This window comes from Bradyrhizobium sp. HKCCYLRH2015, assembly GCF_051168215.1.
GTDB lineage: Bacteria > Pseudomonadota > Alphaproteobacteria > Rhizobiales > Xanthobacteraceae > Bradyrhizobium.
Genome location: NZ_JBNPUO010000004.1, coordinates 23426 through 42596 on the forward strand (window position 1 = coordinate 23426; position 19171 = coordinate 42596).

The following is a 19171-nucleotide window of genomic DNA, read 5'->3' on the forward strand; positions in this document are numbered from 1 at the left end:
TCGCTATGCCGCTTGAGGGGCGTTGGAGCTTTGACATGATGAGACATCTGCCGGACCACGGTTTGCCGCTGGTGCAACTGAAGGAGCAGCGGCGGGATCTGGTGGTCGCCTTGCAGAACCGTGCAGGTCCGGTGACGGGCTGGGAATTGATGCAGATCGCGGCGGTTCAACAGGCGATTTCCGCATTCGAGGAGGTGATTGCCGATCTCGACGCGATGGAAGCCGCCGAGACAGCCGATATCGAAGCGGCCTGATCGGGCTCAAGCGTATTCGCGCCGCCCTGGCTCACAGCGTGAGATAGCGCGCCTGTAACGTCTTTCGTGCTGCGCCGTCGATGCCGAGACCGTCGCGCAGGTAGGCGTCGACGTCGCCGAAATCATCACGCATGGCGTCGAACGCAGCGGCGAGGAACGAGGCCTGGACCGTCCCGATCGCCTGGACCACATCAGCGGGAAGATCCGCGTGAGCTGCAGTCTCGCGACGATAGAGCTGGTTCGTGAGCAGGTAGTCTTCCAGGATCACGTCATCCGGAACGTCGAGCGCGTGCAGGACCAGTGCACAGGCGACACCGGTGCGATCCTTGCCGGCCGTACAATGGATCACCAACGGCGCATTCCCGTTGAGAACATGTTCGAACAGCGCGCGGAAGCGCGGCGTGTAGCTGCGGATGTAGTTGCGGTAGGACTCGCGCATCAGCTCCAAGGCATGGTCGGTTGTGAGCTGTCCTCCTGTCGCCAGGGCCCGCAGCGCCGGCAGGACGCTCGGCTCGATCGGCACGGAATGCACGGCGATCTCGGCGATCGTGCAGAGGCCGGCCGCGCGCTCGTCGCGACCGCGGAAATCGAACGCTGCGCGAATGCCGAGCTCCCGCAGGACCGCGAGGTCGGGCTCCGTCAACTGACCGAGATGGTTCGACCGAAACAGCTGCCGCCATCGCACGTGCCGGCCATCCCTGCTGGGATATCCGCCGAGATCTCTGAAGTTGCTGGCACCGTGAAGTCCGAGATGGCGGAGCGGATGGGCGGGCATGAACGCATTCTAGGGAATGCGGGCTTGATGTGAAGCATCGTTTCGCCTGCGCGACGGCAAGGCAGGGGAGAGCATGAAGCGGCTCAGGACGGCGGAACGTATGCACCCGCCACGTCGAGCCCGTCGGTGACCGCCCGCAGTAGACATGGTTGACAGCGGGCAAGAAAAAGGGCCGGAACCTTGTCGGTCCGACCCTTCAGCAAAGGCGCGTGAGCGGCACGGTACAGTCGGACATCAGCGGTCCCACGCCGGCTTGGCTTCCTGGATCGCCTCGTCGTGATACCAGCTGCCGCTGTAGATCGTCGGCTGGATCGAGGGCGCGATCGGCCGCGCCGGCGATGCCGCGGATTGGCGAGGCGCAAGACCTGCCCGCCCTCCGCGCGGAAATTGATAGATCCTTGCGGACCCCTCGTGCACGTTAGTGTCCATTCCTCAGTCTCCTTCCATCGGGCCACACGTCATGCTGCGCCCGACTCGTTCTCTTGTGGTTAGCGGTCTCGATATCGGCTCTGCCCGGAGGGAATGCAACGTGACCAAAATCAAATCACATGTTGCGCGTTTTGCGGGCATTTCTGTCTTTGCTTCCTCCGCAGCAACGTGCAGCTGACCAACACTTGGGCTGGACCAAAGGTTGCGGAAAGAGGCTCAGGTCTTTTCAAAAATGTCCCGGACTTGCTGAGAGCTTGTTCGGACGTTTTTGCGCATCGCCGCAAATGCCACGGAATCAAGCGGGTTTTGACCAGCTTCTGATTTCCGCCATGCGTTCCGTGCAATCCCGGTCGCGCTGCTTTGCCGCACCCCTGACGTGCAAAAACCAGCGCCAGCTCCGCCCTGATTGGCCTTCGTCCATGCGACGGGACGTCGCGGGACTTGGCACGTTCCATGCTTAAGAGTGCGCTGGCCGATCGTGGCCGGGTAAGCGGGGAGCCTTCGATTGCTGGGCTCCCACCTTTCGATAAGACAGAGAGGCTCAATGACGAAGTACAAGCTCGAGTACATCTGGCTCGACGGCTACAAGCCGGTGCCGAATTTGCGCGGCAAGACACAGATCAAGGAATTTTCCTCGTTTCCGACCCTGGAACAGCTGCCCCTTTGGGGCTTCGACGGCTCGTCGACGATGCAGGCCGAAGGCCATAGCTCCGACTGCGTGTTGAAGCCGGTCGCCGTGTATCCCGATGCCGCCCGCACCAATGGTGTGCTGGTGATGTGCGAAGTGATGATGCCGGACGGCAAGACCCCGCATCCGTCGAACGCCCGCGCCACCATCCTGGACGATCCGGACGCGTGGTTCGGTTTCGAGCAGGAGTACTTCTTCTACAAGGACGGCCGTCCGCTCGGCTTCCCGGAATACGGCTATCCGGCTCCGCAGGGTCCGTATTACACCGGCGTCGGCTTCAAGAACGTCGGCGACGTCGCCCGCAAGATCGTCGAAGAGCATCTCGACCTCTGCCTCGCGGCCGGCATCAACCACGAAGGCATCAACGCCGAGGTGGCGAAGGGCCAGTGGGAATTCCAGGTGTTCGGCAAGGGCTCGCGCACGGCTGCCGACCAGATGTGGATGGCCCGCTACCTCATGCTGCGTCTGACCGAGAAGTACGGCATCGACATCGAGTTCCACTGCAAGCCGCTCGGCGACACCGATTGGAACGGTTCGGGCATGCACTGCAACTTCTCGACCAAGTATATGCGCGAGGTCGGCGGCAAGGAGTACTTCGAGAAGCTGATGGACGCCTTCAAGGAGGCGCGCGCCGACCACATCGCCGTGTATGGTCCGGACAACCACATGCGCCTGACCGGCAAGCACGAGACCGCTTCGATCGACACCTTCAGCTGGGGTGTGGCCGACCGTGGCGCCTCGATCCGCGTGCCGCACTCGTTCGTGAACAACGCCTATAAGGGCTATCTGGAAGACCGCCGTCCGAACTCGCAGGGCGACCCCTACCAGATCGCGTCTCAGGTCCTGAAGACGATCGCGATGGTTCCGACCGGCGCGAAAGCCGCAGCCTAAGACGCCGAACACATTACCCCGGGGCCGGGGCTGACATGATGATCCGCCGGAGCAGCCGCTTCGGCGGATCATTCGTTTGGCGGGCTGGCGTGATCGCGGAGGCGCCGCCTTGATCAATCGCAAGTCCGTCTCCGATCGCAGCGGTATGTCTTTCTGGAAGCGGTTTATGGAAGCGGGGCGTCGAATGAATTATCGCAAGTGGGTTTCAGGCGTTCTGATCGCCTGTTCGGCCATCTCCCTGGCGGCGGCACAGTCGCAGTCCAATGCAGAACAATATCTGCCGCGGCTCGGCGACATCATGAATCTGATCCAAGTCAGGCATGCGAAACTGTGGTTCGCGGGACAGGCCAAGAACTGGGATCTCGCGTCCTATGAGCTCGCGCAACTGAGGCAGAGCCTGACCGACGCCGCGGTGTTCTATTCGGGACTGCCGGTGGACAACGTCACCACGCTGGGCCAGCCGATTCAGTCGATCTCGGACGCCATCGCCGCCAAGGATGGCAAGCGCTTCGCCTCCGCCGTGACCGAGCTGACGTCGGGATGCAACGCCTGCCACGCGACCATGGATCGCGGCTACGTCGCGATCCGCATTCCGACCGACAAGCCGTTCGGCAACCAGGATTTTCGGCCTCAGGGCCGCTGACCGGGATGGGGCGGACAGAGCGGCGGAGGGCGCCTAAATTGCGCCTTCCACCGGCGGCGCGCATCGACTAAGAGCGGCGGCAACCTGTCCATGTCCTGAGACCTCATGATCCGCCTCGATAACGTCAGCAAGCAAGTCGGCCACCAGATCCTCTTCATCGAAGCCTCCGCCGCCCTCCAGCGTGGCGAGAAGATCGGCTTGGTCGGTCCGAACGGGGCCGGCAAGACGACGCTGTTCCGGATGATCTCGGGCCGCGAGCAGCCCGACGAGGGGCAGGTCTCGATCGATCGCGGCGTCTCGATCGGCTATTTCAACCAGGATGTCGGCGAGATGTCCGGCCGCAGCGCGGTGGCGGAGGTGATGGACGGCGCTGGGCCGGTGTCGTCGGTCGCCGCCGAGCTCAAGGAGCTCGAGGCCGCGATGGCCGATCCGGACCGCGCCGACGAGATGGACGACATCATCGCGCGCTATGGCGAGGTGCTGGCGCGGTTCGAGGAGCTGGACGGCTATGCGCTCGACAGCCGGGCCCGCGAGGCACTGGCCGGCCTCGGCTTCTCCGAGGAGATGATGGACAAGGATGTCGGCCTGTTGTCCGGCGGCTGGAAGATGCGCGTCGCTCTGGCGCGCATCCTCCTGATGCGTCCCGACGTGATGCTGCTCGACGAGCCGTCCAACCACCTCGATCTCGAGAGCCTGATCTGGCTGGAGCATTTCCTGAAAGGTTACGAGGGCGCGCTGCTGATGACCTCGCACGACCGCGAATTCATCAACCGCATCATCAACAAGGTGATCGAGATCGACGCCGGCCAGCTCACGACCTATTCCGGCGACTACGATTTCTACGAGCAGCAGCGGGCGCTGAACGAGAAGCAGCAGCAGGCGCAATATGAGCGCCAGCAGGCGATGCTCGCCAAGGAGATCAAGTTCATCGAGCGTTTCAAGGCGCGGGCCTCGCATGCGGCGCAGGTGCAGAGCCGGGTCAAGAAGCTCGACAAGATCGAGCGGGTCGAGCCGCCGAAGCGGCGCCAGACCGTCGCGTTCGACTTCCTGCCGGCGCCGCGCTCGGGCGAGGACGTGGTGGCGCTGAAGAAGGTGTCGAAGAGCTATGGCAGCCGCCGCATCTACGACGGGCTGGACTTCATGATCCGGCGCCGCGAGCGCTGGTGCGTGATGGGCGTCAATGGCGCCGGCAAGTCGACCCTGTTGAAGCTCGTCGCCGGTAGCGCGGAGCCCGATGACGGCTCGGTGACGATCGGCGGCAGCGTCAAGATGGGCTACTTCGCGCAGCATGCGATGGACCTGCTCGACGGCGACGAGACGGTGTTCGAGTCGCTCGAGCATTCGTTTCCGCAAGCCGGTCAAGGCTCGTTGCGCGCACTGGCGGGCTGCTTCGGCTTCTCCGGCGACGACGTCGAGAAAAGATGTCGGGTGCTGTCGGGGGGCGAGAAGGCACGGCTCGTGATGGCCAAGATGCTCTACGATCCGCCGAACTTCCTGGTGCTGGACGAGCCGACCAACCATCTGGACATGGCGACCAAGGAAATGCTGATCGCGGCCCTGTCGAACTTCGAGGGGACCATGCTGTTCGTCTCGCACGATCGTCATTTCCTCGCCGCGCTCTCCAACCGCGTGCTGGAGCTGACGCCCGACGGCCTGCACCAGTATGGCGGCGGCTACACCGAGTATGTCGCGCGCAGCGGCCACGAAGCGCCGGGCCTGCGCGGCTGATCGAGGGCAAGACGGCGGCGATCACGCGTTCAGCTCTCCACCATCTCGCCGACGCGGGCGGCCAGCGCCTCGACGTCGAACGGCTTGGTCAGCACCTGCATCCCCGGCGCGAGCTGGCCGCTGCTCAGGATCGCGTTCTCGGCGTAGCCGGTGATGAACAGCACCTTGAGATCCGGCCGCGTCGCGCGCGCCGCATCGGCCAGCTGGCGGCCGTTCATGCCGCCGGGCAGACCGACATCGGTGATCAGGAGATCGATGTGCGCGTCTGATTGCAGCGCCGCAAGGCCGGTCGGTCCGTCCTTGGCTTCGACTACCGCGTAGCCGCACTCGTCGAGCACCTCCATCACCACCATGCGCACCGTCGGCTCGTCGTCGACAACGAGGATGGTCTGGCCGGTGCGGGAAGACGGCGCCGCGCCGGCGCGCGCGGGATCGGCGGCCTCAACGGCGCCGGCATAATGCCGCGGGAAATAGAGACACATCGTGGTGCCCTGACCGAGCTCGGAATAGATCCGCACCTGTCCGCCGGACTGCCGGACGAAGCCGTAGACCATCGATAGGCCGAGGCCGGTGCCCTGGCCGATTGGCTTGGTGGTGAAGAACGGATCGAAGGCGTGCTCGATCACGTCGGGCGTCATGCCGGTGCCGGTATCGGTCACGCACAGCGAGATATATTGGCCGGGCGGCAGGTCGCGCTCACGCGCGGCGCGGTCGTCCAGCCATTTGTTGGCGGTCTCGATCGTGATCCGGCCGCCCTCGGGCATCGCGTCGCGGGCATTGATGCAGAGGTTGAGCAGTGCGCTTTCGAGCTGCGACGAATCGATCAGTGCCGGCCAGAGCCCTCCGGCCGTCACGACCTCGAGCGCGATCTGCGGGCCGACGGTGCGGCGAACCAGCTCCTCCATGCCCATGACGAGCCGGTTGACATCGGTCGGCTTGGGATCGAGCGTCTGCCGGCGCGAGAAGGCGAGCAGGCGATGGGTCAGCGCGGCGGCGCGCTTCGAGGCGCCCTGGGCGGCCGCGACGTAACGGTCCACATCGGCAAAGCGGCCCTGGCGCAGGCGGGTCTGCAGCATCTCGAGCGAGCCCAGGATGCCGGTCAGCAGATTGTTGAAATCATGGGCGATGCCGCCGGTGAGCTGTCCGACGGCCTCCATCTTCTGCGACTGCCGCAACGCCTCCTCGGCCTCGTGCAGCCGGGTCTGTTCGCGCAGCCGGTCGGTGACGTCATAGGCGAACTGATAGGCGCCGATCTGTCGGCCCGCGGCGTCGCGCAGCACCGAGAAGCGCATTTCGTAGAAGCGGCGGTCGCGGCCGGGATCGCCGAATTCCTCGACCGCGACGAACTCCTCGCCAGCCAGCGCGCGGGACCATACCGCGCGAACCGCCGCCCGATGCTCCGGTAGATCCTTGAACAGCTCCAGCATGTCGTCGCCGATCTTGGGCTGGAGGCCGAAGACACGTCCAAACTCCTGCACGGCTGCGCCGTTGATCGCGATCAGGCGGTATTGCGTATCGACCACCTGCACGAAGGCGTTGGTGCCTTCGACGATGTCGGCGAGCAGCTTGCGCTCGGCGAGCGCGGCGACCACGCGGGCCTCCAGCGTGTCGTTGATCTCCTGTAGTGCAGCCTCGGCGCGCTTGCGCGCGGTGATGTCCTGGAACAGCACCGCGACCTGTCGACGTTCGGCCGGCTCCACCCGGAACGCCGCGAGCTCGAGATAACGTCCGGTGGCGACCAGCTCGCGCTCGAACCGGATCGGCTCGCCGGTGCGCAGCACGCCGCCATAGAGCTCGACCCAGCCGTCGGCCTCGCCCGGCACCATCTCCCGCACCTTCTGTCCGACCACGTTCGGAATGCCCGCATGCAGCGCGTAGGCCGGGTTGGCCTCGACATGGACGTAGTCGCTCAGCGGGCCGTGCGGGCCGTCGAAGAACTCGATGATGCAGAAGCCTTCATCGATCGAGTTGAACAGCGTCCGGTACCGCTCCTCGCTCTCCGCCAGGGCGGTCTCGGCGCGCGCGCGCTTGCCGGCATCGGCGGCGAACAGGGCCTGAAGACGGGCATTTTCGCTTTCGAGCTCCCGCAGCCGCTGCCGGAGCGCATCGATCTCTGAGGGACTCACGCCGCCTCGCGCAGATGAGGAGGCGGGGCAGGCAAAGCGGAGAACATTGAAGGGCCTATGCAGCTCGATGTGGAGATCGCTTGACGTCATAACATGTCAACGATCGTCCGTCAGGCCGCTGCCGATGGAACCCGACGATCATCGAGCGGCCCCGCCCACCCATGGCGGGGCCCAGATGTCGTCCAGCCCGGCGTCCGGTCAGCCGCCGGCCTCGCATTTCTTCATGAAGCTGGTCTTGGCGGCGCCGGCGAGCTTCTTGCCGTCGGAGCCGACCGCCTTGGTTTCACACGTCTCGGCCATGCACTTCTTCATGAACGAGGTCTTGGCGGCACCGGCCAGTGCCTTGCCGTCCTTGCCGACGGCCTTGGTCTCGCAGCTATCCTCGGCGAAGGCGGAGCCGGCGGCGAAGGTCGCGAGCGCGGCAATCAGGAACAACTTCTTCATGAGTGTGTCTCCTTGGGACAAACAATGCGGCGGATGGGAGCCGCAAATCTTGGCGTGATCAAGTTTCCTGTTCGGCCTATCACCCGAAATCCGGCCGAGTCGGCCGGCGAACTCATCAGCATGCTACCGATGACGCGGACGCGACGCGCTTTGCAGCGAGTGGTCATCCCATGCCGCGCTGCAGAAACGCCAACGTCTGGCGATCCCGCACCCCGTCGCAATAGCGATCGAGCGCCTGCGCGAAGATCCCATTCGGGCTGATCGAATCGAACAGCGTCATGCATGAGCGGAATTTGGCATCGTCCGGCACACCCAGAATGTCGCGCAGCGACTTGCCTTGCACCGCGAGCACCAGTCGGGTGCATTCGACGAGTCGCGGGCCGAGCAGGGGATGCGCCAGATAGGCCTCGGCCTCGGCGCGGGAGCGGATCGCGTAGCGCTGCGCCATGGCGGAGCTGCCGAGCCCCTCGACCTGGGGAAAGATGAACCACATCCAGTGGCTTTGCTTGGCGCCGGCCGCAAGTTCGGCGGTCACCCGTGAATAAATCGAACTTTGTGCGTCGGCAAATCGGCCGAGATCATCCCATTCGGCGTTCATCCATTCCTCCAACCGGCTGATTCATCGATGTAATCGGCTTTCTGGGACGGTCGCGGCGCGGCCCTGCGAGGCTTGGATCCCGGTCCATTCCCCATCACTCCGGGCTGGCGTTTGTCTAGATTATGCCGCACTCTTGCCATCCTATGTCATGACGGGTCGAATCGTACCCCTTGGGGTCGGGCACCTTTCCCGGGTGGTCCGAAAAGGGGGGTATATCGGGGACGTGATGGCTTCCAGTGAAGCAAGCGTAGACGTTCTGTTGTCGCAAGGCCGCTTCGGGCGCTCCGAAGCGATCGCACTCGTGCTTGCAGCACTTGCGGTCGCAGCGGGCGCGGCCGCATGGGTCGGAGCGAACAGCGATGAGACGTCGCTTGCGAGTGCGGCGATTCCGGCCGCCGCCGCACCGTCCATGACCTTCGAAACGCGTTTCGCGCCGGCGTCCGCCTCGGCCACGGCCTATTCGGAAAAAGATGCGGTCCGCGCGCTCGACCGTTTCGCGCTTCGTGGCGCGATCGACCGCCAGCTGCTCGATGCCCGGGCCGCGCTGATGAAGGGCATGGAAGCGCGTGATTCGGGCGCACGCGACCCCAGCAACAGCGATTGGCGGCCGATGTTGACTGAGGGCAATACCGTCACGATGCCTGCACCCGGCGTGCCGTTGCCGCGGCCGCGTCCGTCCGTGGCGAACCTGCCGACCAGCCTGGTTTCGGCCAGTGCGCCTGAAGCCGTCGGACGCGTCGACGATCGCTCCATCCTGCAGAAGCTGTCCGACCTGTTGCCGAGCCCGACCAAGTTCGCCTCGCTCGGCCCGGATAGCGGCATCGTGCGCTCCGGGATCGATCTCGGTGCGCTCGGCTACGACAAGACAGCCGTCTACGACATCAAGGCCAAGATGGTGTATCTGCCGTCGGGCATCGGGCTCGAGGCCCATTCCGGCATGGGCAGCCTGCGCGACGACCCCGAGCACGTCAATCAGCGCATGGTCGGCGCGACCCCGCCCGCCACCTACGACCTGAAGCCGCGCGAAAAGCCGTTTCACGGCGTGCGCGCCCTGCGCATGAACGTGGTGGAGGGATCGACCCTCGGCCGGAGCGGATTGCTGACCCACCCCTATATGCTGGGGCCGGAGGGTGATTCGAACGGCTGCGTCTCGATCAAGAATTACGATCGCTTCCTGAAGGCGTATGATGACGGCGAGTTCAACCGACTCGTTGTCGTCGTCGGGCTCGAGGCTGGCACCCCGACGCGGACCGCGCAAAAGACCGAGTGACGTTTTGTTGCTGGGCCTCGGCGCGACCTCGGCGGTGACGCCCGTCGCATCTTCCGGAAGGTCCCCATGATTGATCCCGCAAACTCGGAAACGCGTCTGCGTACCACCTTCAACATCAAGGTGAACGGCAAGCCGGTCGTGATTTCGACGGTCGGGCAGGCCCATCAGTTCCTCACCAGCCTCAACGCCGTCGAGTGGATGGAGTTCAAGTCGCTGCACGACCAGGCCATGGCCGCGTTGCAGGCCGCGGCCGACAACGCGATCATGACGGTCCAGGCCACCACGGCGGTGCGCACGCTGTTCGTGAGCGCGAAGCTGTTGTGAGAAACCTGGTCCGAGACGGCTGCCGTGTCGGGCCATGCCGCGCGTGTTGCTCGCGTCACTATCCGCCCCTTCACACTTGGTGTCATCGCCCGGCTTGCCGCCTCCGTTAAAGCTGCGGCGCGCCCTGGCGCTCGTTGCCGCGTCGTAGCCGACAGGCGAAGACGGGACCGGGCGATCCAGCACGCCGAGGCCGTCGTGATTGCGCGAGCGGCCGCGGCGCACCGGATGCCCCGCCGGAGCCTGTCCTCGGGCTCGCCGAAGGCGAGACGCGGGGGCGGGGCATGACAGCGGTGGGAGGAGCACCATCTCGCCTCATCGTCATGCAGGGGCGCGTGCAGCGCGAGCCCGGCATCCATAACCACGAGCGGCCGTGTGAGGCATGTTGGCCGCTCCATCTCGCTCAATCATTCCTGCCTGTGAGTATGGATGCCAGGCTCGCGCTGCGCGCGCCCAGGAATGACGGTGAGTCTGTGGAAGCGCTGCTCCGCTCATGACCTCACCTTTTCGCAGACTTCGAGATGTTCACGCATGCGCTCGCGCTCTCGCGACGCTCCGCGCCCGAGGGATCCGTCCGTCTTGCCCTCTCCATAAAAAGAGGGCGCGGGGAATGCCGGGATGCTGGCCGCAACCCATGGCCCGCCTGCAGAAAAAAAGCAGGCGGCAGTCACCACAGGTTCAGCCGGGCAACCGGCATTCCCCGCGCGATGATCTTAACGGCTGCTTCGCGCGCTCCCCGGTGCGCCGGGCGTTCTGGTCACCGTGCACGATGACGCGCTTTGGGCGCGCCACCGCGGGGGCATCAGCGTCGGGATGCCAGGACCACGCGACTTGACCGTACGCGACACCAGCGTTCGTCGGCGCAAAGATGCGCTGCGCTGCCATCGCGTTCACCGCTCCTCCCGCTCCACGTCCGTGACGACCGCGAACCGCCCCTCCTGCGAGCGGGAGATGGCGCGACAAAAGCACTGAATTCGATTTAGGAAAAGCAGAATATTTTCGACGAAGGGACTGGACAGGCCAAATCAGCTTGATGGGCCTGCGGAAAATCGTTTCCGCGCGCACCGCCGTTGTTGCCGATTCAAGCCCCGGAGGTGACGCCACCAGATGGACATGCGCCTTGATTTGCCCGGCGGGCAGGCGTTCGCGTCGTTCCGATGATCGTTGTTCGGCCGAGAGCCGCGGCGTGAACATGTTTGTTAGTTGCCCGGCGCACGCTGATCGCGCGAGGAAGCGAAGGCAGGCTGAAGCACGCTCGATGCGCGCCACGCGAAGCGACCGGGGATGGTCTTCGCGTGCATGCCGCGATGCACGCGTGGGGCCGTCCAACGCCGTTGCGCGGGAGTGGATCGGCAGGGCCAAGGCCCAGATCGAGCTGCCGCTGGAGGGGTTCTACGACGGCGGCGACTGAAGCCCGCCGATGTTGCGGCGCGGCGGCCGTATCAGTTGGCCATCTCGGCGGCGTCGAGCGCGATCTCCTCGCGCTCGGCCTTCTCGGCCGCCGGAGCGTTGGCGGTCTCGGCCGTTTCGAAATCGTCCTCGGCGATCTCCTGGACCGCAGCCTCCTGGACTTCTGCCGTCTCGACCTCGGCCGTCTCGACCTGCTCGGCGGCGAGTGCGGCGGCCACGACGGCCTCCGGCTCGGCGTCGTCATTGGCCGGCGTCGCGAACAGGTTGGGGGCGGGGATGGTGGTGGGCACCACCGGCCGCTGCTTGGCCTTGTACCAAGACGAAAATTTCTGCGACAGGCCGGCTTCGAACTCGGCGAGCGGCAGGCTGTTGCCGTCCTCGTCGGTGATGACGACCTGCCAGCCTTCAGCCTCCATCACCTGTGCGTTGGCGAGAACGATGAGGGCGCTTTCGCGCTGCTTGCGGATCGTCTGCTGCTCCCGCTCAGCCACCATCGTGTACGCCATGAACCTGACTCCCACACCTGAACTCGGGACACGTGATGGTCCGAAGCACCATCAGGACGCCGCCACTACGCCGTGAGAGTGTGAGCGCGGCTGGGCCGGATTGCGTTCGCCTAATGACAATTTGGCGGCGTCTCACAGGTTCCGGCCGGCCAAGGGGAGTCGAAGATGCAACAGGCCGCAAAATTGTGGTGCAGGACCGAGAGCGCTTGTTGAAGGCGCGCCGCGACGTGTCATCATTTGATTCTGCGGCGGCAACTGCTTCGCGACATCAGCGAAGGCAGCGGGTGAACCGGACAAACAGCGGGCGAATTGGGGACGGCGATGCGAACTCATCTGTTCAGGATGCGGAATTGGAATGTGGCAATGGCGGGGCTTGCGCTGGCGATGGTCGCCAGCCCGCGCGCGGGCCATGCCTTCACGGAGGACGACCAGCGGCGGCTGTGCACGGGCGACGTCTTCCGGCTGTGCTCGTCGGAGATTCCCGATCGCGACCGCATCATTGCCTGCATGATGAAGCAGCGCGCCAGCCTCAGCGACGGTTGCCGCAGCGTGTTCGGCCGGCCATCGGAACGCTCCGCTTCGGCCACCGTGACGCGCTGAGCGTGCCACGCCTCGTTTCCGCCAGCCTCGCGCCGCCGGTCCTTCGATCTGCGGCGTGACCAGAACTACCTCGATGACATGACGGCGTGTTAGCTTGGCGCGGATTGTACGGCCAGGAGTTGACCCGCCATGAGCTTCCGCATCCTCGTCCTCTACGGCTCCTATCGCTCCGACCGGATGGGCATCCGGCTCGCGCAATTCGTCGTGGACGGGTTGCGCGCCAGGGATCAGGTCGTCGAGCTGATCGACGCCAAGGCGGTCGGCCTGCCGATGCTCGACCGCATGTACAAGGAATATCCGCCCGGCCAGGCGCCAGCAGCCATGGCCGAGCTTGCGGCCAAGATCCGTGCCGCCGACGGCTTCGTGTTCGTCACTGGCGAATACAACTGGGGCATGCAGCCGGGACTGAAGAACCTCACCGACCACTTTCTCGAGGAATGGTTCTGGCGTCCGGCGGCGATCGCGAGCTATTCCGCCGGCCGCCTCTCCGGGGCACGGGCCGCCACGGCGTGGCACGGCACGTTGTCGGAGATGGGCATGGTGGTGGTGTCGAGCACGCTTGCCGTCGGCCCGATCGGTCAGGCGCTGTCCGCCGACGGCAAGCCGACCGGCGATTCCGGCCAATCGCTCGAGCACGCGTTTCCGCGCTTTGCCGACGATCTCTTGTGGTGGGTCGAGGCGGGCAGGGAGCAGCGGGCGCGCAGGGCGCCACCTTACTGAGTGCGGGCATCAGCGCAGGCCGGAGCGCAAGCGCTCCAGCTCTTGCGCCAAGTCCGCTCCAAGTCCGCTAACGTTGTTCCGCGCTGCCGGTCCCGTTGGTGACCGCGCGCTGACGCGCCGGGGCGCTTGCGCTCTGCCCCTGACAGGGCCGCTCCATCCAGCTCCCGTCCGGGGCCTGCTGGTAGGCGCGGCACGGCAGGGACGACGTGGCCTGATCATCCGGCTTGGATGCCTGGGAGCTTTTCGCCAGTGCGGGGGCGGCCGTCGCGACGAGGGCTGCCAGCGAACCGACGTAGATCATTTGGCTGATCCGCATCTTGGGGGTTCTCCTGCTCGAAGCACCCCCGATTCAAAGTCGAATTGTGGAAACTTTGAGGCAAATCCCGCCTGTCGTCGCAGGACGCTTAAGGATCGCTTGCGACGTCGCCTGCGGCGTTAAGGCAAATGCGCGGTCCGGCGAGCGTGGCTTTCTCAAGGCTGGCGTTGTGCCCATGCTGACGGTAAGAGCGGCATGACGCGCGAAAGCGCCCTCGTGATCCGCGATGCGGGTGCTCCGCCCGGAGCGTCCTGTTCGGTCAACGGACGCCGGCATGGCCGCCGGCGCTCCCGACATCAGCCGCGCGACCGACGGATCGTGGCGGTTCCGCTTCAGGGCGGGGAGGGAGACCGCGCAGGCTGAGAACTGTGCGAGCATGACGAGACCCCGGTTGCCCTCCCTGATCGCGCTGCGTGCCTTCGAGGCCGTCGGCCGCAAGGGCAGCGTGCGCGCCGCCGGCGACGAGCTCGCGGTCAGCCACACCGTGGTCTCGCGCCATCTGCAGAATCTGCAGCGCAGCCTGGGCGTGGCGCTGGTGCGCGCCGAGGGACGGGGCCTCGCGCTGACCGATGCCGGACGTCAGTTCCATGCCGAGGTCAGCCAGGCCTTCGACATCATCGCCCGCGCGACGATGTCGGTGCGGCCCGTGGCGCGTCCGACCCTGAACATCTGGTGCATTCCGGGCCTCGCCAATCGCCGCCTGCTGGCGCGGCTGCCCGAGCTGAGCGGCCCGCCACGCAACTGGGACATCAACCTGCAGCCGACGCTGGCGCACCCCGACCTGCAGCGCGGCGAAGCGGATGCGGAGATCGTCTATGCCGAAGCGATCGACCGGAGCGGCGGCGTGGTCGCCGAGGAGCTGGTGTGCCCACGCGTATTCCCGGTCGCAAGCCCGGCCTATCTGGCAAGGTTTCCGGCGATCGCGACACTCCCGGGCCTCGCCAGGGCCTCGCTGATCCACGAGGAGTCCACCGCGCAATGGGAGCAATGGTTCGAGCTTGCGGGGTATCGCGAGCCGGTCACGTTGCGCGGGCAGCGGCTGTGGCACGCGCATCTCGCCATTGAAGCCGCCCGCTTCGGCCAGGGCGTCGCGCTCGCCAACGAGGTGCTGGTCGCCGATGATCTGCGCAGCGGTGCGCTGGTCGAGGTGATCCCATCGGCACTCCACATGGGAGCCTATCAGCTCGTCGCGCTCCGGGAGCGCTGGGACGAGCCCGCGATCGTGGCGCTGCGGGCGTGGCTGAAGAATGTGCTCGCCGCGTAGCTGCGCGCTCATCCTGCTGGGTCTGGTGCATTGCAGGCACCTGTCGTCAGGAACAAGCTGATTGATCGCGACGGCTCGCGGCTTAGCCTTCTGCTCGATTTTCCGACGAGGAGTTGAGCCATGGTTGCGAATTCGGCTGCGAACGAAGAACTGCTGGCGCGACGTCATGAGGCCGTCGTCCGGGGCGTGAGCTATGCGACGCCGCTGTTTGCCGACCGCGCCCTCAACAGCGAGGTGTGGGACGTCGAGGGCAAGCGCTACGTCGACTTCGCCGGCGGCATCGCGGTGCTCAACACCGGCCACTGCCATCCGCATGTCGTTGCCGCGATCCGGGCACAGCTCGACCGCTTCACCCACACCTGCTTCCAGGTGCTGCAATACGAGCCCTATGTGCGGCTGAGCGAGCGGCTCAACGCGCTGGCGCCGATTTCGGGGCCGGCCAAGTCGATCCTGCTGACGACCGGCGCGGAGGCGACCGAGAACGCCATCAAGATCGCACGCGCCGCCACCGGCCGCAGCGGCATCATCGCCTTCACCGGTGCCTTCCACGGCCGTACCGCGCTCGCCAATGCGATGACCGGCAAGGTGATGCCGTACAAGAAGCATTTCGGGCCGCCGCTGCCCGGCGTCTGGCACGCGCCGTTTCCGATCGCCGGCAGCAACGTGACGGTCGAGGACACGCTGTCCTACATCAACTTCATCTTCAAGGCCGACATCGACGCCTCGCAGGTCGCGGCCATCATCATCGAGCCCGTGCAGGGCGAGGGCGGTTTCCACCAGGCGCCGCCGGAGCTGATGCGGGGCCTGCGCCGGATCTGCGACAGCCATGGCATCGTGCTGATCGCCGACGAGGTGCAGACCGGCTTCGGCCGCACCGGCAAGATGTTCGCGATGGAGCACTACGACGTGCAGCCGGACCTGATCTGCGTCGCCAAGAGTCTCGCCGGCGGCATGCCGCTGTCCGGCGTGATCGGCCGCGCTGCGATCATGGACGCCGCCGAGCCGGGCGGTCTCGGCGGCACCTATGGCGGCAATCCGCTGGCCTGCGCCGCGGCGCTTGCCGTGCTCGATGTGTTCGAGCAGGAGAAGCTGCTCGACCGCGCCAATGCGATCGGCGAGCGGCTGCGTGCGGCGATCGCGCGCTTCTCGCGCGCCAACACGCTGGTTCCGGTTTCCGGTCCGCGCGGTCCTGGCGCAATGGTTGCATTCGATATCCTGAAGCAACGCGGCAGCGACGAGCCGGATGCGGAAATGACCAAGCGCGTGACGCGCGTGGCGCACGAGAACGGCCTGATCCTGTTGTCGTGCGGCGTCACCGCGAGCACCATTCGCATCCTGGTGCCGCTGACGGCCTCGGACGAGATCGTGGACGAAGGGCTCGCGATCCTGGAGAAGTGCCTGGCCGCATGACGTGCGGCCGAGGTGAACGGGAAGGCTGGAGGTTTGCAACGTGACTGAAGCTGCGGCGGCTGTGCCGAATGACGTGATGGAGCGGCTCGCCGCCGCCGTCGATGCCAACTTCGCCAGGCAGGTCGCCTTCCTGCAGCAGCTCGTGCAGTTCCGCAGCCTGCGCGGCGAGGAAGCGCCGGTGCAGGACTGGCTGGCGCGCGAGCTCGCGAGCCGCGGCTATCAGGTCGACCGCTTCAGCCTGGGCGATGTCGACCTGATGCGCCATCCCAAGGCGGCGCCGATGGACGGCATCGCGCTCGACGGCTCGCAGCAGGTGGTGGCGACGCTCGACGGAGCGGGCAAGGGCCGCAGCCTGATCCTGCAGGGCCACGTCGACGTCGTGCCGGAAGGGCCGACCGATCTCTGGAACGACCCGCCCTATGAGGCGATCGTGCGCGACGGCTGGATGATCGGGCGCGGCGCCCAGGACATGAAGGCCGGCGTCTCCGCGATGATCTTCGCGCTCGATGCGATCAAGGCGGCCGGCTTCGTGCCGGACGGACGCATTCACCTGGAGACGGTGACCGAGGAGGAGAGCACCGGCAACGGCGCGCTCTCGACTCTTTTGCGCGGCTACACGGCTGATGCTTGCCTGATCCCGGAGCCGACCGGCCACACGCTGACCCGCGCCCAGGTCGGCGCGATCTGGTTTCGCTTGCGCGTGCGCGGCACGCCGGTGCACGTCGCCTACGCCGAGACCGGCACCAATGCGATCCTGTCGGCGATGCACCTGATCCGCGCGTTCCAGGAGCACACCCGGGAGATCAACGCGCGCGCCAGGTCGAACGCGTGGTTCGCCGCGGTCAAGGATCCGATCAAGTTCAACGTCGGCATCATCAAGGGCGGCGACTGGGCCAGCTCGACGCCGGCGTGGTGCGACCTCGATTGCCGGCTCGGCGTGCTGCCCGGCGAAACGCCGGCGCAGGCCATGGCCGGCATCGAGCAATGTCTCGCCATAGCGCAGGCCGCAGACAGCTTCCTGTCGGAGAATCCGGTCGAGCTGGTGTGGAGCGGCTTCCAGGCCGATCCCGCCGTGTGCGAGCCCGGCAGCGCCGCGGAGGCCGCGCTCGCCGACGTCCATGCGCGCGTGTTCGAGCAGCCGCTGGACGTGCGGCTGTCCACGGCGGTCAACGACACCCGCTACTATCAGGTCGACTACGGCATCCCGGCGCTGTGCTACGGGCCCTACGGCGTCGGTCCGCACGCGTTCGACGAGCGCGTCGATCTCGACAGCGTGCGCAAGACCACGCTGTCGATCGCGATGTTCGTCGCGCAATGGTGCGGACTGCGGCCGGCATGATCACGGTCGCGCTTCTCAGCCGTCCCGGGCTGATGGATCCGATGCGGGCGCTGCTCGCGCGCGAGCTGCCGGGCGTGACCGTCGCGTCATGGCCGGAAGCCGCGGCGCGCGACGCCGAGCTTGCCGTGTGCTGGAAGCCGGAGCCCGGTGCGCTGGCGGCGATGCCGAAGCTGAAGCTGATCCATTCGATCGCGGCCGGCGTCGACAATATCTTGTCCGATTCCACCGTGCCGGATGTGCCGCTGTGCCGGATCGTCGATCCCGACATCTCGGCGGCCATGACCGAGTTCGTGCTGTGGGGGACGCTGTATTTCCACCGCGATTTCGATCGCGCCGTCGGCAACGCGCGGAACGGCGTGTGGCGGCGCTACGAGCAGCGTGCCGCCAGGGACCGTCGGGTCGGCATTCTCGGGCTCGGCGAGCTCGGCTCCGCGGCCGCGACCCGTCTGGTCGAGCTGGGCTTTGCGGTGAGCGCGTGGTCGCGCTCGCCCAAGGCGCTCGCCGGCGTGCGGACCCATTGCGGCGCCGCTGCGCTCGACGACTTCCTGGGCGAGACGGAGATCCTGGTCTCGCTGCTGCCGCTGACGGCCTCGACCGTGGGGCTGCTCGACGCCGAGCGTCTGGGCCGGCTGCCCAAGGGCGCCGCGCTGATCCTGTGCAGCCGCGGCGAGCACCTGGTGACGGAGGATCTGGTCGCGCTGCTGCGCAGCGGCCATCTGCGCGGCGCGGTGCTCGACGTCTTCGCGCATGAGCCGTTGCCCGCGGACCATGCGCTGTGGCGCGAGCCGGGCGTGCTGGTGACGCCGCACATGGCGGCGATCGCATCCTGGGAGGTGATCGCGCAGCAGGTCGCGGAGAATGCGCGGCGGCTGCTGCGCGGCGAGCCGTTGCTGAACGTCGTCGATCGCGCCCGCGGCTACTGATTAGTCAGCTACTCGAGTGTCTGCACCGGCGGCGCCACCGGACCGCGCGGCGCCGGCGGAGCGACAGCGATGGTCCGTGCAGGCGGTGGTGCGCTGCGCGGCGCGGCCTGCGGTTGCTGCTGAGACTCGGTCATCGCAGCCTGGCTGTCCCTGACCGGACGCCGGACCTGCTGTGACCGCGCCGCGCGCGAGCGGCGGAAGCCCCAGGAGCGCGCGATCGAGGGACCTGCCGTGTAGCCGACGACCGCGCCGGCAACCGCTCCAACCGGTCCGAACACGACGGCGCCCGACAAGGCGCCCAGCGCGGCATCGCCGCCGCGGTGCTCGTCGGCCATCGCCGCCGATGCCGTCAATGTCAGCGCCAAGGCCGCGGTCGCCAGCAGTCTGGTCATGAGATGTCCCCTCCGTCGCAACAGCGCCGAAATGGCGGACAAATGTGGCGAGAAGAATGCGGGGAGTGGAACCTGTCAGGGAACCGGTAACCCTAATGTGGACACAATGTCTCAGCGCCGCGGC

The 19171-nt window shown here is 66.4% G+C and carries 20 protein-coding genes; 12 read left to right on the forward strand and 8 right to left on the reverse strand.

Features of this window, described 5'->3' with window-relative positions; all coding sequences use genetic code 11:
* Positions 1-35 precede the first annotated feature (35 nt).
* Positions 36-254 carry a hypothetical protein gene (locus ACQR1H_RS11230; RefSeq protein WP_012044361.1) on the forward strand — a complete coding sequence of 73 codons (219 nt, stop codon included), beginning with the start codon at positions 36-38 and terminating at the stop codon, positions 252-254.
* A gap of 31 nt (positions 255-285) precedes the next feature.
* On the opposite strand, the gene ACQR1H_RS11235 is transcribed toward ACQR1H_RS11230, so the two are convergent.
* Together ACQR1H_RS11235 and ACQR1H_RS11240 are read right to left on the reverse strand one after the other, a co-directional pair.
* Positions 286-1029: a tyrosine-protein phosphatase gene (locus ACQR1H_RS11235; RefSeq protein WP_434863589.1), complete on the reverse strand. Its 744-nt coding sequence runs from the start codon at positions 1027-1029 to the stop codon at positions 286-288.
* 234 nt (positions 1030-1263) lie between these two features.
* A complete protein-coding gene (locus tag ACQR1H_RS11240; protein ID WP_315800231.1) occupies positions 1264-1458 on the reverse strand; it encodes a DUF2735 domain-containing protein in 195 nt (64 codons plus the stop codon).
* Between the two features lie 544 nt (positions 1459-2002).
* Between ACQR1H_RS11240 and ACQR1H_RS11245 the strand changes: the two genes are divergently transcribed.
* From ACQR1H_RS11245 to ACQR1H_RS11255, 3 genes are all read left to right on the forward strand, one after another.
* Positions 2003-3037, forward strand: a complete 1035-nt coding sequence (locus ACQR1H_RS11245) for a glutamine synthetase beta-grasp domain-containing protein (RefSeq protein WP_315712320.1) — start codon at positions 2003-2005, stop codon at positions 3035-3037.
* A 184-nt stretch (positions 3038-3221) separates the two neighbouring features.
* Entirely contained in the window at positions 3222-3680 is a 459-nt protein-coding gene (locus tag ACQR1H_RS11250; RefSeq protein ID WP_315800230.1) for a hypothetical protein, read from the forward strand.
* A gap of 105 nt (positions 3681-3785) precedes the next feature.
* The gene (locus ACQR1H_RS11255) at positions 3786-5408 is read left to right on the forward strand and encodes an ABC-F family ATP-binding cassette domain-containing protein (RefSeq protein WP_315800229.1); all 1623 of its coding nucleotides are present in this window, start codon (positions 3786-3788) and stop codon (positions 5406-5408) included.
* Between the two features lie 29 nt (positions 5409-5437).
* On the opposite strand, the gene ACQR1H_RS11260 is transcribed toward ACQR1H_RS11255, so the two are convergent.
* The 3 genes from ACQR1H_RS11260 to ACQR1H_RS11270 form a co-directional block, all read right to left on the reverse strand.
* The gene (locus ACQR1H_RS11260; RefSeq protein WP_434863590.1) at positions 5438-7534 is read right to left on the reverse strand and encodes a PAS domain-containing protein; all 2097 of its coding nucleotides are present in this window, start codon (positions 7532-7534) and stop codon (positions 5438-5440) included.
* 198 nt (positions 7535-7732) lie between these two features.
* Positions 7733-7978, reverse strand: a complete 246-nt coding sequence (locus ACQR1H_RS11265; protein WP_008961253.1) for a hypothetical protein — start codon at positions 7976-7978, stop codon at positions 7733-7735.
* Positions 7979-8141: 163 nt separating this feature from the next.
* The gene (locus tag ACQR1H_RS11270; protein ID WP_315800227.1) at positions 8142-8576 is read right to left on the reverse strand and encodes a DUF1810 domain-containing protein; all 435 of its coding nucleotides are present in this window, start codon (positions 8574-8576) and stop codon (positions 8142-8144) included.
* A 226-nt stretch (positions 8577-8802) separates the two neighbouring features.
* On the opposite strand from ACQR1H_RS11270, the gene ACQR1H_RS11275 reads away from it, so the two are divergent.
* Positions 8803-9846 carry a DUF2778 domain-containing protein gene (locus ACQR1H_RS11275; protein WP_434907692.1) on the forward strand — a complete coding sequence of 348 codons (1044 nt, stop codon included), beginning with the start codon at positions 8803-8805 and terminating at the stop codon, positions 9844-9846.
* A 66-nt stretch (positions 9847-9912) separates the two neighbouring features.
* Positions 9913-10170, forward strand: a complete 258-nt coding sequence (locus tag ACQR1H_RS11280) for a hypothetical protein (RefSeq protein WP_315800226.1) — start codon at positions 9913-9915, stop codon at positions 10168-10170.
* Between the two features lie 1439 nt (positions 10171-11609).
* On the opposite strand, the gene ACQR1H_RS11285 is transcribed toward ACQR1H_RS11280, so the two are convergent.
* The gene (locus ACQR1H_RS11285) at positions 11610-12083 is read right to left on the reverse strand and encodes a hypothetical protein (RefSeq protein ID WP_315800225.1); all 474 of its coding nucleotides are present in this window, start codon (positions 12081-12083) and stop codon (positions 11610-11612) included.
* Between the two features lie 363 nt (positions 12084-12446).
* Between ACQR1H_RS11285 and ACQR1H_RS11290 the strand changes: the two genes are divergently transcribed.
* Together ACQR1H_RS11290 and ACQR1H_RS11295 are read left to right on the forward strand one after the other, a co-directional pair.
* Positions 12447-12683 (forward strand): hypothetical protein, encoded by a 237-nt coding sequence (locus ACQR1H_RS11290; RefSeq protein ID WP_315712310.1) that lies wholly within the window; start codon positions 12447-12449, stop codon positions 12681-12683.
* Positions 12684-12812: 129 nt separating this feature from the next.
* Positions 12813-13403 (forward strand): NADPH-dependent FMN reductase, encoded by a 591-nt coding sequence (locus ACQR1H_RS11295; protein ID WP_315800224.1) that lies wholly within the window; start codon positions 12813-12815, stop codon positions 13401-13403.
* A 67-nt stretch (positions 13404-13470) separates the two neighbouring features.
* Here the strand turns inward: ACQR1H_RS11295 and ACQR1H_RS11300 are convergent, their stop codons facing one another.
* Entirely contained in the window at positions 13471-13719 is a 249-nt protein-coding gene (locus ACQR1H_RS11300; protein WP_315800223.1) for a hypothetical protein, read from the reverse strand.
* 376 nt (positions 13720-14095) lie between these two features.
* Here ACQR1H_RS11300 and ACQR1H_RS11305 point away from each other — a divergent pair, with 376 nt between their 5' ends.
* The 4 genes from ACQR1H_RS11305 (at position 14096) to ACQR1H_RS11320 (ending at position 18655) form a co-directional block, all read left to right on the forward strand.
* A complete protein-coding gene (locus tag ACQR1H_RS11305; protein ID WP_315800222.1) occupies positions 14096-14983 on the forward strand; it encodes a LysR substrate-binding domain-containing protein in 888 nt (295 codons plus the stop codon).
* A 120-nt stretch (positions 14984-15103) separates the two neighbouring features.
* Positions 15104-16393, forward strand: a complete 1290-nt coding sequence (gene gabT / locus ACQR1H_RS11310) for a 4-aminobutyrate--2-oxoglutarate transaminase (protein WP_434907559.1) — start codon at positions 15104-15106, stop codon at positions 16391-16393.
* 40 nt (positions 16394-16433) lie between these two features.
* A complete protein-coding gene (locus ACQR1H_RS11315) occupies positions 16434-17732 on the forward strand; it encodes an ArgE/DapE family deacylase (protein WP_434907560.1) in 1299 nt (432 codons plus the stop codon).
* Positions 17729-18655 (forward strand): 2-hydroxyacid dehydrogenase, encoded by a 927-nt coding sequence (locus ACQR1H_RS11320; protein WP_434845981.1) that lies wholly within the window; start codon positions 17729-17731, stop codon positions 18653-18655. Before ACQR1H_RS11315 ends, ACQR1H_RS11320 begins: the two co-directional genes overlap by 4 nt.
* Before the next feature lie 8 nt (positions 18656-18663).
* On the opposite strand, the gene ACQR1H_RS11325 is transcribed toward ACQR1H_RS11320, so the two are convergent.
* Positions 18664-19047: a hypothetical protein gene (locus ACQR1H_RS11325; protein ID WP_316180838.1), complete on the reverse strand. Its 384-nt coding sequence runs from the start codon at positions 19045-19047 to the stop codon at positions 18664-18666.
* Positions 19048-19171 lie beyond the last annotated feature (124 nt).